Genomic DNA, 13701 nt, shown 5'->3' on the forward strand with positions numbered 1-13701 from the left:
GCGGGCCGTACGGCTCAGGCGAGGCAGGCGGGGCCGAGGAGCTGTTTGAGGTCGCCCATGAGGGAGGGCGAGGGGGTGACGCGGAGCCGGTCGTCGAGGCGCATGACGGTGGTGCGCGGGCCGTTGTGCACCTGGAGGTGCACCTCGGTCGTGCCCGGATGCGTGATCAGGACCTCCTTGAGCCGGCCCACGACGGGCGGGGTGCAGCGGGCCATCGGCAGGCTGACAACGAGCGGGCCGCCTGACTCGGCCGTCAGGTCGGGAGCCGTCACCTCCATGGCGATGATCTTCGCCACGTCCTCGCGCTTGTCGATCCGGCCCTTGACGAAGACGATCGCGTCCTCCGCGAGGATGGTCGCGCAGAGCTGGTACGCCGAGGGGAAGATCATCACCTCGATGGCGCCCTCCAGGTCCTCCAGCATGGTGAGAACCCAGGTGTCGCCCTTCTTGGTGACCTTCCGCTGGAGGCCGCTCAGCAGGCCGCCGACCGTGACGATCTGGCCGTCGGGACGGTCCTCCGACTGCAGGGCGGCCACCGAGCAGTCCGCGCCGGACGCCAGGATGTGCTCCACGCCGAGCAGCGGGTGGTCGGAGACGTACAGCCCGAGCATCTCCCGCTCGAACTGCAGCAGCGTGGTCTTGTCCCACTCCCCCGGCGGGATCTGCACGTCGAACGTCTGGTCCTCCGCGCCGTCGACCGCGCCGAACAGCGAGTCCTGCCCGATGGCCTCGTTCTTCTTGATGTCGATGATCGCGTCGACCGCCTGCTCGTGGACCATCAGCAGGCCCTTGCGGACGTGGTCGAACGAGTCGAAGGCGCCCGCCTTGATCAGGGACTCGATGACGCGCTTGTTGCAGACGATCGCCGGCACCTTGCGCAGGAAGTCCTTGAAGTCGGCGAACCTGCCCTTCTCCTTGCGGGCGGCGATGATCCCGTCGACCACGTTGCCGCCGACGTTGCGGATGGCCGACAGGCCGAAGCGGACGTCGGTCCCGCGCGGGGTGAAGTCGAAGTCGGAGTCGTTGACGTCCGGCGGCAGCACCTTGATGCCCATGCGGCGGCACTCGTTCAGGTAGAGCGCCGACTTGTCCTTGTCGTCCTTGACGGACGTGAGCAGGGCGGCCATGTATTCGGCCGGGTAGTTGGCCTTGAGGTAGGCCGTCCAGTAGGAGACCAGGCCGTATCCGGCGGTGTGGGCCTTGTTGAACGCGTAGTCGGAGAAGGGCAGGAGGATGTCCCACAGCGCCTTGATCGCGGCGGCCGAGAAGCCGTTGTCCTGCATGCCCTTCTCGAAGAACTCGAACTGCTTGTCCAGCTCGGACTTCTTCTTCTTGCCCATCGCGCGGCGGAGCAGGTCGGCGCCGCCCAGGGAGTAGCCCGCGACCTTCTGCGCGATGGCCATGACCTGCTCCTGGTAGACGATCAGGCCGTAGGTCGTGTCGAGGATCTCCTTGAGCGGCTCCTCCAGCTCAGGGTGGATCGGGGTGATCTCCTGCTGGCTGTTCTTGCGGAGCGCGTAGTTGGTGTGCGAGTTGGCGCCCATCGGGCCGGGCCGGTAGAGCGCGAGGGCGGCGGAGATGTCCTCGAAGTTGTCGGGGCGCATGATGCGCAGCAGCGAGCGCATGCCGCCGCCGTCGAGCTGGAAGATGCCGAGCGTGTCGCCGCGGCTCAGCAGCTCGTAGGTGATCCGGTCGTCGAGCGGCAGCTTCAGCAGGTCGATCGGCTCGCCGCCGTTGATCTCGATCATCTTCAGGCAGTCGTCGATGATCGTGAGGTTGCGCAGGCCGAGGAAGTCCATCTTCAGCAGGCCGAGCGTCTCGCAGGTCGGGTAGTCGAACTGCGTGATGATCGCGCCGTCGGAGTCGCGCCGCATGATCGGGACGTTGTCGACGAGCGGCTCCGCGGACATGATGACGCCCGCGGCGTGCACGCCGGTCTGCCGGATCAGGCCCTCCAGGCCCTTGGCGAGGTCCATCGTCGCCTTGACGTCGACGTCCTCCTCGTACAGCTTCCGCAGCTCGCCGGCCTCGTTGTAGCGCGGGTGACCGGAGTCGAAGATGCCGCTCAGCGGGATGTCCTTGCCCATCACGGCGGGCGGGAACGCCTTGGAGACCTTGTCGCCCAGGGCGTACGGATAACCGAGGACGCGGGCGGCGTCCTTGATGGCGGCCTTCGCCTTAATCGTGCCGAACGTCGCGATCATGGCGACCTTGTCGGCGCCCCACCGCTCCGTGACGTACCGGATGACGTCGGCGCGCCTGCGCTCGTCGAAGTCGATGTCGACGTCGGGCATGGACACGCGCTCGGGGTTGAGGAACCGCTCGAAGATCAGGCCGTGCGGGATGGGATCGAGGTCGGTGATGCCCAGCGCGTAGGCCGCGAGGGAGCCCGCCGCCGAGCCACGGCCAGGGCCGACCCGGATGCCGTTGTTCTTGGCCCACATGATGAAGTCGGCGACCACGAGGAAGTAGGACGGGAAGCCCATCTGAAGGATGACATCGATCTCCTTCTCCGCCCACCGCCGGTGCTCGTCGTCGAAGCCGTCCGGGAAGCGGCGCTCCATGCCCTCCCAGACCTGCTTGCGGAACCAGCTCTCCTCGGTCTCCCCCTCCGGCACCGGGAAGCTCGGCATCAGGTTCTTGTAGCCGAACATGCCGGCCGGGTCGACCTTCTCGGCGACCAGCAGCGTGTTGCGGCAGCCCTCCTGCCAGAGGTCGGACGAGTCGACGGCCCGCATCTCGTCGGCCGACTTGACGTAGTAGCCGCTGCCGTCGAACCGGAAGCGGTCCGGGTCGGAGAGCTGCTTGCCGGTCTGGATGCACAGAAGCGCGTCGTGGCTCGCCGCGTCGGCCTCGTAGGTGTAGTGCGAGTCGTTGGTGACCAGCGGCGGGATGTCGAGCTCCCGGCTGATCCTGGTCAGCCCGTCCCTGACCCGCCGCTCGATGTCGAGCCCGTGATCCATGATCTCCAGGAAGTAGTGTTCCTTCCCGAAGATCTCCTGGAACTTCGCGGCGGCCTTCAGCGCCTCGTCGTACTGCCCAAGGCGCAGGCGCGTCTGCACCTCGCCCGACGGGCAGCCGGTGGTCGCCATCAGGCCGTCGGAGTGCTCGGCGAGCAGGTCGGCGTCCATCCGGGCCCACTTGCGGACGAAGCCCTCGGTGTAGGCGCGGGAGCTCAGCCGCATCAGGTTGCCGAGACCGGTCCGGTTTCTCGCCCAGATGGTCATGTGGGTGTAGTAGCCGCCCGCCGAGACGTCGTCGCTCTTCTGGTGCGGCTCGCCCCACAGGACCGGCTTCTTCTGCAGCCGCGACTCCGGCGCGACGTACGCCTCGATGCCGAGGATCGGCTTCACCCCGGCGTCGGTGGCCTGCTTGTAGAAGTCGTAGGCACCGTGCATGTTGCCGTGGTCGGTGATCGCGATCGCGGGCATGCCGAGATCGCCCACGAGTTTGAACATCTGCTTCAGCCGAGCGGCCCCGTCGAGCATCGAATACTCGGTGTGGACGTGCAGATGCACAAACGAATCACCCATGAGACCCCCAACATCGCCGCCGCTACCGGGTGCGGATCAGAGCCTACGCGTGATCGCGAACCCGTGGGACTCAGGTGAATCAGATCCTATCCGGCTTCGGGAGTTGCCAGGTCAGACCCCCGGCGCTCCTCCTCTGCCAGATGGAGGCCGGCCTCGATGACGGCGTTCATGACCGGTGCGAGGCGCGCCTCGCCGAGCCGGGGAGCGCGGCGCGCCATGGCCGCGACCAGGCGGCGTTCCCGGTCCATGTCGCGGCCGCGGAAGCCCCCGACGGGCTTCAGCCGCTGGATCGTCCCGGCCAGCCCGGCCCGGCGCTCCAGGAGGATCGCCAGGGCCGCGTCGACCCGGTCAATCGCGTCCCTCGCGTCGCCGACCCTTCCGTGCGCCTCTGGCCGTACGAGAGCGGCCAGGACCGTGGCCGCCTCGTGCGCCGCCTCGGCGGTCGCCTGTGAGGCGGAGGGGGCGAGCAGCAACCCGTCCGCGCCGGCGGCGACCGCCGCGCCCGCGAGCGCCGGGTCGTCGCCCAGGTCGGCGAGCACGGGACGGCCCGAGCGCCGCCGCGCGGCCCCCATCAGCGCGAGGTCCAGCGTGACGCCTCCCAGATGGGTACGGCCGGCCAGATGGGTACGGCTGCCGCTCTCGCAGAGCACCACCTGGTCGTTCCCCTCGGCGGCGCAGATGTCCGCGACGGCCAGCCACTCCTCCAGCGTGGCCGTGTGGCCGCGCTGGACGACGACCGGCAGGCCGACCCGCGCCACCGCCCGGACGAGGTCCAGGTCGTGCGTCCACGCCGCGCCGACCACCACGGCGTCGGCCAGTTCCGCGACCGCGGCCAGGTCGTCGGCCCCAGAGGGCTCCCCAGAAGGCTCCACGAGCAGCGGGCCCGGCCACGCGGCGCGCGTCTCCTCCGCCGGGACGCGGCCTCTCACCCATCGGGCGTGCTCCCCGCCGATCACGGCGACGGGCATGCCGTCCCCGATGGCGAGATCCCCGATTCGCACGGCACCGCGATCGAGCTGGACCATGTGGGACATTTCGGCTCCTAGTAGGCCTAGTGGGCCGGCCCATCGAACCGGCTCGTTGACAACGAAAAAGGCAGAGACGCGATGTCTCTGCCTTCAGCCGGCTCCGGATGGTCGCTAGATCACGATCGGGCGACCGGCCCTCCCGGAGCCGGCTGCGTAAACGTGAAATACCTAGCCACGAATCCGACCCTAGCAGCCACCCCCATCAGCTGGAACAGCATGTCTCACATACCGGAATGCGGGTAGTGGCCGGACTTCAGGCAGGTTGATCCCTTTGCCATCCATGGGACGATTTATGGGTCCGGGAGGGGATTAGATGTCACAGACGGAAGGCCGGCTCGTCGGAGGCCGGTACCACCTTGTGGAGCCGATCGGCCGGGGCGGCATGGGCGTCGTGTGGCGGGCGCACGACGAACTGCTTGACCGCGAGGTCGCGGTCAAGGAGGTCCGTTACGACAGCGCGATGGGCGACGAGCTCAGCGATCTCAACCGGCGCACCATGCGGGAGGCGCGGGCCGCGGGCCGCCTCACCCACCCCAACGTGGTCGTCGTCCACGACGTGATCGAGGAGGACGGCCGCCCATGGATCATCATGCAGCTCGTCAGGTCGCGCTCGCTCGGCCAGGTGATCCGCGAGGACGGCCCGCTCTCCCCTGACCGGACGGTCGAGATCGGGCTGCAGATCCTCGACGCCCTGCGCGCCGCCCACCTGCAGGGCGTGCTGCACCGGGACGTCAAGCCGGAGAACGTGCTGCTCACCGACGACGGGCGGGTGGTCCTGACCGACTTCGGCATCGCCCGTCTCGAGGCCGACTCGACGATGACCCGCACCGGGCTCGTCGGCACCCCGGCGTTCATCGCGCCCGAACGGCTCCGCGGCGGCCCCGCGCAGCGCGAGTCGGACCTGTGGTCACTGGGGGCCACGCTGTACTCCGCGGTGGAGGGCAAGCCCCCGCACGACCGCGGCATGGCCATGGCCACCATGCACGCCGTGCTGAACGACGAGCCCACTCTTCCGGGCAGGGCGGGACGGCTGGGTCCGGTGCTCTTGCGCCTGCTCGCCAAGGAACCGGCCGACCGCCCGGGCTACGACGAGACGGCCAGGCTGCTGAAGCAGGCGGCCCGCCCCACGTCTCCCACCGGTACCGCCCTCATGCCGGCCGTACATCCGTCGACCGAGCCCCCCACATCGAGCGCACCAGCCCCGGGTGCGGGTGTGGCAAAGCCGACGCCGTCCCGCGCCGGGAAGGCTCCTTCGCCCGCTCCGGCGAAGCCCCCGGCGTCCGCAGCCCGGAGCGGTACGGCAAGCCCTGCCGGGTCCCCGGCAGGCGGCCCGCCGCCGGCATCGGCCGGAGAGAGGTCTTCCAGCCAGGCGAAAAACGTTCCAGATCCAGAGCCGGCCTCCGACCGTGGGGCCGAGCACCCTGCTGGCGACGATCGCGGCGCAGCAGCCGCAGGGTCTCGACAGGGCTCCACCTCACCGGGCGCGCAGAGCGCCACGACGTCGGGCGACCACGGCGGCTCCCCCGGATCGGGCGACCGGAGAGGACCGGCGGCCTCTCGCGACGGGCGCGGCCGCGGCGAAGACTCACCTGACATGCAGGGCCCCGCACCAGCCGGCTCCGACCTGGCGGACGACGACTGGAGCGATCAGAACCGAGGGACCCAGCCTCCGGGGAGCCAGCACCTAGACCCCCAGCCCCGGGACCCCCAGCACCAGGGCGATCACTATCCCGCTGACAGCGACGGCTACCGGAGCGGCCAGGAGGCGGCGCCGGGTGAGATCACCTCACCCATCCCGGTCGTGCGTGAGAGCGGCCGGCCCGCGACCCCGTCCGCGGCTGCCCCCACCCCCTCGCCGTCTTCGCCTGCCCCTGCGCCTGCGTCCAAGCCCGCCGTACCTCCCGGCCCGGCCTCGCCGTCCCCCACGACGCCTCCCCCTGCCCGCCAGCAGCCGATGCCGGAGACGGGCGCGCAAGCCGTACCGACCAAGCGCGACAGCGCGCCCTCCGGCCGGCGAGCCGACGACGCGGGACCGGGTTGGGGCGGGGTGGCAGCCGAACCGACCGCCGACCAAGGGGGCACTCCGGCCGCACCCACCCAGCGGAGCGAGATCTGGCGCGAGGGCGCGGAGACCGGGCCGGTCGAGCGGCGACCGAGGCCCATGCTCAAGGCGGCCCTCGTGATCGTCCCGGCGCTGGCGGTCATCGCGGGCGTCGCGGGATACCTCGGTCTTCGCGAAGGCAAAACCGACTCGGGGAACGGCGCAACGGACGGCAAGGCGTCGTCTTCCGCACCGCCGTCCCGCAAGCCGTCCTCGCCATCAGCGTCAGCCTCCGAGAAGCCCAGCCAGGCGAGTTCCACGCCGACCCCCTCTGACAAGCCGTCGCCGACCCCCACGACATCGAAGCCCGCTGACGTTCCGGACGGCTGGCACCGGTACAAGGACAAGACCGGTTTCTCCGTCGCCCTTCCCGACGGCTGGAAGGTGGACAGACGCGACAGCACCGGAGTCTGGTTCAGAGGGCCGGATCGCAGCCGCTACCTGTTGATCGGAATGACGGACAAGCCCAAATCCGATGCGGTGAAGGACTGGAAGAGCCAGGAGAAGTCCGCCGGTTTCCCCGGCTATAACCGAGTACGCATCGAGTCGGTCGACTATTACGAAGAGGCGGCCGACTGGGAGTTCACCTGGCGGATGAGCAGCGGAAAAGCGCATGTGCTGAATCGTGGTTTTGTCACGGACAAGCACCACGGATACGCCATCTACTGGCACACGCTCGACAACCGGTGGAAGAAAGACTTCTACTATTTCGAGACCTTCGCCGCGACCTTCACGCCCGCCAAATGAGCGACCGGAAAAAGCGACCGGCGATACGCCCCTCAGTCCGAGCAACTGATTCGCGTTATCTCATGCTCAGCGGGTGAGGAACTCCGGCGGCATCGGCACCACGGCCGACGCCGCCGGATCCTACCGCGCTACAGCCGTCTTACCAGCCGCCTGGCGGTTCCGCGACCCACGGCGTGCAGACAACACCGTTGACGCAGAGTCTCGCGCTGCTGATGTGCCCCAGTCCCGAATAGGTGCTGCATCCAGGAGCGCTGCCGTTCGCGTCCCACACTTTCGGAGCGTCGGGCAGGCCGAATGGGGTGTACTGGATGTACACCCCATGGCCGTCCTTGGCCACATCACATACCTTGATGGACGTGGTCGTACCGTTGTCGGATACATACCCCCAGTCGTCCCACTGCTGGAAGTAGGTTGTGGCGTGCGCGGGCGCGGAGATGGAAAGAATTCCGCATGCGACGCCGGCCGCGAGAAGCAATCTGCGAAAACCCATACCATTTTCTTCTGTAACCAGAAGACGGAAGTCAAGAAGATTCAGGCCTTTCTTCAGGGCTGATTGAAAGGACCATTGAAGACATCGCGCGGTGGGTTTTCGGAAGGCCACCACGCTGGTCGAGGGACAAGGCGCGGAGCACCATGTGCCCCCGTCTCGGTGATGTGCTGGCCGTGGGAAGGGAACGGGACGGGATCGCTCACCCTCCGCGGCCCGGCGCCCCGTCGGCCGCACAGCCGTCCACCCCACCTTCGCCGACCTTGAATCTGTGGGACTATTCAGGGGTTTTGGAAGGGGGCGAGGTGGCGGAAGGGCGTCGTGTGGCGGGCAGGTACCACCTGCTCGAACCCATCGGACGCGGCGGCATGGGGATCGTCTGGCGCGCCCATGACGAGCTGCTCGACCGTGCCGTGGCCGTCAAAGAGGTCCTCTACCACCCGATGGGAGAGGAGGACCAGGAGGCCTTCAACCGCCGGACGATCCGCGAGGCCCGCGCCGCCGGCCGCATCTCCCACCCGAACGTCGTGGTCGTCCACGACGTCATCGAGGAGGAGGGCCGTCCCTGGATCGTGATGCAGCTCGTCCAGGCCCGGTCGCTCGGCGAGGTGCTGCGTGAGCATGGGCCGCTCATCCCCGAGCGCGTCGCGTCCATCGGCCTCCAGGTGCTCGACGCTCTCTGTACGGCACACGCCGCCGGTGTGCTCCATCGTGACGTCAAGCCGGAGAACGTCCTGCTCAGTGGCGACAACCGGGTTGTGTTGACCGACTTCGGCATCGCCACCATGCCGGAGGAGACCGGGCTGACCATGACGGGCGTCGTCACAGGCACCCCGGCGTTCCTTCCGCCCGAGCGGCTCAACGGCGATCCCGCCACGCCCCAGTCCGATCTGTGGTCCCTCGGGGCGACCCTCTACGCCGCCGTCGAGGGCAGGCCTCCCTTCGACCGGAACTCGCCCATCGCCACCATGGCGGCCGTACTGCACGAGGAGCCCGAGCCGCCCCGCCGCGCGGGTGCTCTGACGCCGGTGCTCGAGGGGCTGCTGCGGAAGGACCCGGCCCAGCGGATCGACGCCGTGGAGACCGCCGAGCTGCTCCAGGCCGCCGCGTCGGGCGGAGCGAGCCGTCTCCAGCCGGGCCGGGATTCCGGCGTGAACCCTTTCGAAGGCACGCACGGCGGGCATCGGACGGCCGGCGATGTCCCGGGTCCGGCCGGGGGCTACTACTTATCGGACCAGGGGAACACGCACAGCGGCCTCGGCCACAGCGGGACCGTGGGCAACGTCGGAGGAACCGCCGGTGGGCCGGCGCGGCGCCCGTCTCGGGTCCGGGTGATCCTGCTCATCCTGCTTCCTGTGCTGCTGGCAGGGGTGGGCATCGGTGGCTGGTACGGCTACCACACGGTGATCGCGCCGGGGGATCCGTCACCCGGCCCGGCGTCGCCCACCGCGACGGACAAGGGATCGGCGTCCCCGTCGGAACCCGCGGCGTCGCCTTCACCGTCCCCCTCCCGGACCGGTGCCCTCCCGCGGGGCTGGGAGACACACACGGACGATCTGGGCTTCTCGATCGCCCTCCCGCCGGGCTGGACGCCCTACAAGCGGACAGCCACGCGCGTATGGTTCCACGGGCCCGGCATGCCGGGGAGCTACCTCCAGGTGGACCTCACCTCCTGGACGGACGACGACCCCGTCTCCGCCCTCACGACGGTCGAGGCGACGTCGACGAAGCAGGGGCTGCTGCTCGGCTACCAGCGGATCGATCTCCGCCCACGGCGCTTCCGGGGGCTCCCGTCCGCGGACTGGGAGTTCAGCCACGTCCTCAAGACCGGCAAGGTCAGGGTGCTCGATCGGGCTTTCGAGATGGACGGCCAGCAGGTCGCGATTCTCTGGCAGACGCCCGACAACCGCTGGACAACCGGTATGTCCTACTTCCAGGTCTTCGCGAGCACCTTCCGGCTTGAATAACGATTTGGTGGAGTTGCCCAGGTCCGAGCGGATACTGACAACGAATAGTCACGCTCTGGAATGGCATGGGCCAACTCGGGTAGCGCGAAGTTCATGGCTGATGCGCAGATCTCCGATCGAGTCGTCGCTGGACGGTACCGCCTGATAGAGCCGCTCGGGCGTGGCGGCATGGGGACGGTGTGGCGGGCCATGGACGAGGTTCTGCAGCGTGAGGTGGCCGTCAAGGAGCTCCTCGCGTCCGCCGAGCTGACCGGGCCCGAACGCGAGATCTTCACCGTACGGACCTTCCGCGAGGCGAGAGCCGCCGGACGGCTCAGCCATCCGGGCGTGGCGGCTGTCTATGACGTCTTCGAGGAGAACGGCCATCCCTGGATCGTTCTGGAGTTGGTCCCGTCGCGGACTCTCGGCTCGATCGTCCGCGACGAGGGCCCGCTGCCGCCCCAGCGGGTGGCGGAGATCGGCCTCCAGGTGCTCGGGGCACTCAGGGCCGCCCATGCGGCAGGAGTGCTGCACCGGGACGTCAAGCCCGACAACGTGCTGATGGCCCACGACGGCCGGGCCGTCCTGACGGACTTCGGCATCGCCGCCATGGAGGACGACTCCCCCGTCACCAGGACCGGCATGTTGATCGGCACGCCCGCGTTCATCGCGCCCGAGCGGGCCGCCGGCGCGCAGGCACAGCGTGCCTCGGACCTGTGGTCTCTCGGCGTGACGCTGTTCCTCGCGGTCGAGGGCCGGTCGCCGTTCCATCGCGGCCACGCGCTGGCGACGCTGGCGGCGGTCATGTACGAGGAGCCGGGGCCGCTGCACCGGGCCGGCTCCCTGGCTCCGGTCATCACCGGCCTGCTGATCAAGGACCCGTCCCGCCGGATAACGGCGGAGGAGGCGGCGGCACAACTGATGGCGGTGTCCGCCGGCCAGGTGACGGACCCGATCGTCCCGGCGCCGAGGAACCCCCGTTTCGCGCGTCTCTCGCCCGCGCGTGCCGCGAGCCCTGCCGCCACCGGCGTTTCGACTCCGACCCCCCTCCCGTACCCGGGGACCTCCCCGGCCTTCTCCACCGCTCCGCCGCCCCAGCCTCGACGCGTACGGTGGGGACTCGCCGCCGGCGCGACAGCCCTGGTCGCCCTGGTGGGCGTCTCCGTGGGCGGGGTGGCCTATATGACGGCCCGCACGCCGGACCCGGGGACGCACCCGATCAGCACTCCGACCGTGACGGTCTTCGCCACGCGGACGGCCGAGGCGGCGCCGACCGAGCATCGGACTGAGCCGACGTCCCGAGGAAGGACCGGCCCGGTATACCGTACGGCGGGCTCCACCGGCCCGACCGGCCACCGGCGGAGCCAGGAACCGACGACCAAGCCCTCCCCCAAGTCCAGTCCCAAGGACAGTCCCACGCCCAAGGCGTCACCCACGAAGAGCGCCGACGGCGGAACCGTGGAGCCCTCCAAGGGAAAAGCCGGCGGCAAGGACAAGCACAAAGACAAAAAGGGGAAGAAAAGTAAAGCGTCGGACGAAGCGGCCGGCGAGCAGGACAACGGCCTCACCGGCCAGGACGGCGACTTCGGCGACAGCGGCTGGGCGGAGAGCTAGCTCTCGTCACTGACGATCTTGAGCGCGCGCGCCAGATCATCGGGATAGTCGCTGGTGAAGGAGACCCACTCCCCCGTCGCCGGATGCTCGAAGGCCAGGGAGACGGCGTGCAGCCACTGCCGGGAAAGTCCGAGCCGGGCGGCCAGCGTGGGGTCCGCGCCGTACATGAGGTCGCCCACGCAGGGATGCCGCAGGGCCGACATGTGCACCCGGATCTGGTGGGTCCGGCCGGTCTCCAGCTTGATGTCCAGCAGCGACGCCGCCCGGAACGCCTCGATGGTGTCGTAGTGGGTGACGGAGTCCTTGCCGCCGGCGACGACGGCGAAGCGGCCGTCCCCTGACGGGTGGCGGTCGATCGGGGCGTCCACGGTTCCGCGCAGCGGGTCCATGTGGCCCTGCACGAGCGCGTGGTAGCGCTTGTCGACCGTGCGCTCCTTGAAGGCCCTCTTGAGGTGCGAGTACGCCCGCTCGCTCTTGGCCACCACCATGGCTCCCGTGGTGTTCGCGTCGAGCCGGTGGACGATGCCCTGCCGCTCGGCCGCGCCGCTGGTGGAGACCCGGTGGCCGGTGCCCAGAAGGCCGCCGAGCACGGTCGGTCCGGTCCACCCGACGGTCGGGTGCGCGGCCACGCCGATCGGCTTGTTCACCACGACGATGTCGTCGTCCTCGTAGATGATCGCCATGCCGGGCACGGGCTCGGCCACGGGCATCGGGGCGGCCGGAGGCGGGGGGATGGTCACGTCGAGCCACGCTCCCGCGTGGACCCGGTCGGACTTCGCCGGGAGGGAGCCGTCGACCAGCACGTCGCCCGAGGCGATCAGCTCGGCGGCGCGAGTGCGGGAGAATCCGAACAGCCGGGCCAGGGCGGCGTCGAGGCGCTCGCCCTCCAGGCCGTCGGGGACGGGCAGGCTCCGCTGGTCAGCCATCCGAAGCCTCCCCCGTCTGGGTCTCCCCCGTCTGGCGGGTGCCGTCGATCTGGTAGCCGCGCCAGGCGAGGAACACGGCAAGGACGCCGCCGCAGACGATGGCCGAGTCGGCGAGGTTGAACACCGGGAACCCGGTGACGGGGAAAGCCTGGAGGAAGTCGACCACATGTCCCTGCAGCGGCGCGGGCGACCGGAAGATCCGGTCGGTGAGGTTGCCGAGGGCCCCGCCGAGCAGCAGGCCCAGCGTGATCGCCCAGGGCAGGCTCCGGAGCTGCCGCGCCGTACGGAGGATGGCGACGACCACACCGACGGCGATCACCGTGAAGATGATCGTCATCCCGGTGCCGATGCTGAACGCGGCACCGGGATTGCGGATGACGTTCAGCACCAGCACGCCGGGGATGACGGTGACGGGCTCCTTGTGCTCCAGGAACTCCACCACCAGGAACTTGCTCACCACGTCGAGCGCGTACACCACCGCCGCGACGGCGACGAGGAGGGCGACCCTCCGCGCGCGATCGGGCCGCGTGTCCGTCTCTCCGCTCAGCGGCGCTCCTCCCGCTGCTTGCACGCTACGCACAGCGTCGCCCTCGGGAACGCCTGCAGACGCTCCTTGCCGATCGGCTTGTGGCACGATTCGCACTCTCCGTAAGTCCCTGCGTCGACGCGGGCGATCGCCCGCTCGTTCTGCGCGAGCAGGTCGCGCGCATTCAGGGTAAGGGCGATCTCACGCTCGCGCTCATAGGTCTTCGCCCCGGCATCCGCCGGATCGTCCCCCGCCCCCTCGCTGGCGTCCCCGGCGGCCAGCTCCGCCTCGGCGCGGGTGATGTCGGCGTTCAACTCCTCGATCTCGTGGAGGAGCCGCTTGCGGACCTCGGCGAGCTCTGCGTCGGACCAAGTATCTTCGCTGGTGGCGGTTCTCGCCGCACGCGTGGCCATGAGGGCCTCCCATTATTCAACAGTGGTGATCAAGCAGATGAGCAGTTCGGGCAGCATAGGTCGCTGATAACGGATCGGCAAACGACTCGCCGACGGTTTTACCCCTCCCAGAGCCGGGTGGCACACACAATGCGCAGCGCCCCGCCGTACGCCGGGAACCGGCGAACGCGGGGGCACTTACCCTGACAACAATCGGGGCATCACCGTATGTTCCTTCGAGGGAAGCCTCGGCGGCCCATCTGCGTTATCGTCTTAGTCTGCAAGGCGTTGATGGGGACGAGTACCTCCGCACCCACTCGCGTGAGCGACCCGGGGACGGTGCGAGCCCGGGGCGAGCCGCGGAGGGAAGATCACCCCGGAGCCGCCGGAAGAAAGGCCAT

Annotated in this window: 9 protein-coding genes; 3 read left to right on the top strand and 6 right to left on the bottom strand. The window is 69.4% G+C overall.

Annotation, left to right across the window (positions count from 1 at the left end):
* Nucleotides 1-14: 14 nt before the first annotated feature.
* Complete coding sequence (gene dnaE / locus ABH927_RS05815; RefSeq protein ID WP_370018731.1) at nt 15-3533, bottom strand: DNA polymerase III subunit alpha; 3519 nt, start codon at nt 3531-3533, stop codon at nt 15-17.
* An 86-nt stretch (nt 3534-3619) separates the two neighbouring features.
* Nucleotides 3620-4567, bottom strand: coding sequence for a chorismate mutase (locus ABH927_RS05820; RefSeq protein ID WP_370018733.1), 948 nt, complete (start codon nt 4565-4567; stop codon nt 3620-3622).
* Nucleotides 4568-4874: 307 nt separating this feature from the next.
* Between ABH927_RS05820 and ABH927_RS05825 the strand changes: the two genes are divergently transcribed.
* Nucleotides 4875-7409 (top strand): protein kinase domain-containing protein, encoded by a 2535-nt coding sequence (locus ABH927_RS05825; RefSeq protein ID WP_370018734.1) that lies wholly within the window; start codon nt 4875-4877, stop codon nt 7407-7409.
* A 139-nt stretch (nt 7410-7548) separates the two neighbouring features.
* Here ABH927_RS05825 and ABH927_RS05830 read toward each other — a convergent pair whose 3' ends face one another.
* Nucleotides 7549-8013: a hypothetical protein gene (locus tag ABH927_RS05830; protein ID WP_370018736.1), complete on the bottom strand. Its 465-nt coding sequence runs from the start codon at nt 8011-8013 to the stop codon at nt 7549-7551.
* 188 nt (nt 8014-8201) lie between these two features.
* Here ABH927_RS05830 and ABH927_RS05835 point away from each other — a divergent pair, with 188 nt between their 5' ends.
* Complete coding sequence (locus ABH927_RS05835) at nt 8202-9863, top strand: serine/threonine-protein kinase (protein WP_370018738.1); 1662 nt, start codon at nt 8202-8204, stop codon at nt 9861-9863.
* Nucleotides 9864-9956: 93 nt separating this feature from the next.
* Nucleotides 9957-11456 carry a protein kinase domain-containing protein gene (locus tag ABH927_RS05840; RefSeq protein ID WP_370018740.1) on the top strand — a complete coding sequence of 500 codons (1500 nt, stop codon included), beginning with the start codon at nt 9957-9959 and terminating at the stop codon, nt 11454-11456.
* Here ABH927_RS05840 and ABH927_RS05845 read toward each other — a convergent pair.
* From ABH927_RS05845 to ABH927_RS05855, 3 genes are read right to left on the bottom strand one after another with little or no spacing between them, the layout of a single operon-like run.
* Nucleotides 11453-12382, bottom strand: coding sequence for an RluA family pseudouridine synthase (locus ABH927_RS05845; RefSeq protein WP_370018742.1), 930 nt, complete (start codon nt 12380-12382; stop codon nt 11453-11455). The two genes, ABH927_RS05840 and ABH927_RS05845, sit on opposite strands and share 4 nt — an antisense overlap.
* Entirely contained in the window at nt 12375-12962 is a 588-nt protein-coding gene (gene lspA / locus ABH927_RS05850) for a signal peptidase II (RefSeq protein ID WP_370018743.1), read from the bottom strand. Before lspA ends, ABH927_RS05845 begins: the two co-directional genes overlap by 8 nt.
* Complete coding sequence (locus ABH927_RS05855; RefSeq protein WP_370018745.1) at nt 12926-13321, bottom strand: TraR/DksA family transcriptional regulator; 396 nt, start codon at nt 13319-13321, stop codon at nt 12926-12928. Before ABH927_RS05855 ends, lspA begins: the two co-directional genes overlap by 37 nt.
* Nucleotides 13322-13701: the final 380 nt, after the last annotated feature.

The sequence above is a fragment of the Planotetraspora sp. GP83 genome (genome assembly GCF_041262585.1).
Classification (GTDB): domain Bacteria; phylum Actinomycetota; class Actinomycetes; order Streptosporangiales; family Streptosporangiaceae; genus JAOEGB01.